The organism is Arsukibacterium sp. MJ3 (assembly GCF_000987765.1).
Classification (GTDB): domain Bacteria; phylum Pseudomonadota; class Gammaproteobacteria; order Enterobacterales; family Alteromonadaceae; genus Alishewanella.
This window is the reverse complement of the sequence record NZ_LAHP01000065.1, coordinates 1-1,488: the sequence shown is the minus strand read 5'-3', so window position 1 is coordinate 1,488 and position 1,488 is coordinate 1. Positions and strand designations below refer to the sequence as shown.

The 1,488-nt window shown below is 39.4% G+C and carries 1 protein-coding gene; it reads left to right on the top strand.

The features are described 5' to 3' along the window. Positions 1-182: 182 nt before the first annotated feature. A complete protein-coding gene (locus tag VT06_RS16720; RefSeq protein ID WP_046555467.1) occupies positions 183-1,052 on the top strand; it encodes a hypothetical protein in 870 nt (289 codons plus the stop codon). Positions 1,053-1,488: the final 436 nt, after the last annotated feature.

Genomic DNA, 1,488 nt, shown 5'->3' with positions numbered 1-1,488 from the left:
GAGCTGCCTACCGCCGATACGCCAGACAAACTGGCGAAGCTGCTGCCATTTTGATCTAAACAGCAATCATGCCGAAGGTGTGGTTGCTGTTACGCATACAATCTACTTAACTACTACTATCTTTATCTTAAGATTTACTTGATACCATTCTGTGAAATACGTTAAGTGTAATCAGGAACGTAATGAACTTAAAAACTGAAAGTACTAAAAGCAAACCAGACAATGGCCCACTATCAATTGTGAATGAGCAATTTCACAAACATTACAATAATAAGAAAAAACAGTATGAAAAAGCGATTCTCCGAGGTGATATTTTACTTTTTGTACGGTTGGATAGCCGGCTAATTTCAATGTGCGGAGATAAATTAAAAGTGCATGATATTAACACAAAAAAATATCATGACTTAAAAGCATTAACTCATGCAACATTAGCTGCATATTATATTTTATCAGCGTTGGATATTGATGAAGCGGTCCCGCTATTGCGTTCATGGACAAAGAGTTTTCAACAATGCAACGATATTATTAACTGTGCTGAGGTATCAATTTTAATGGATCGACTTTTGGACAAGGTCGAGAAAAATAATAGCTTAGAGTATTCTTGGCTTCTTCAGTTTACTCAGGGTCTGGAACCTCTGTTTGCAAATATGATGATGCAAGCAGCAAACGATGAAATTGACAATATAGTGAAAACGTTAGATTTGGAATTTAAAATCCACCATAAAAAAAGTACAGAAACCTACTTAGTGGTGCTTGGTGGGCACCAACCCCGCTATAAAGAACTGGCTAAGCTTGTTTTTAAAAAATGGTACAACGAACTAGATGATCATATTGTTGATGCTGAACATCATGTTCGCTATTTAGAGGGTGGCTCTTCTCTGGACGACGCAATTTCACTTATAGCAACAGTAATAACTGATCGCGAACTAGCTCAGTTATTTCTTGGTAGCGTTAAAGGTCTTGATCAAGATGCTCTAGGGATCATTGGTGAGAAAGCGCTTGAAAAATATTGGGCACACCGAGAAGTGTCAAGATCAACAGAATTACCTTGAAATGTAAGCGTAACAACCACACCTTGCGGCATGACGGTTGTTGCTGTTTTATCTCGAACGACTGCGTTTTTATTTTACGCTCCAGTGCATATAACTTCTAAATGTGGTTGATGGCCCAGTCCGGTTTTGCCTCTACATTGTGCCTGCTAAAACCATTGATTTATAAATTAGAAAATTTCTGTGCCTAGAACAAGATCGGTGAGCGTAACACCAACCGCACATTCCAGCTTTAGCTAAATCTGCTTACCCTGTCTGGATCTACATTTACCAAACTGGGCTTTTTATGAACCGCAGAACATCCGAACAATGGCTGGCGCTGTTTGACCAGCATAAAGTGAGTGGGCTAACTCAAACCGAATTTGCAAAACAACAAGGCATTGACCCGACCTATTTCAGCTATCGTAAGCGGCAACTTCTCGCTTGGCAACAGGAAGAC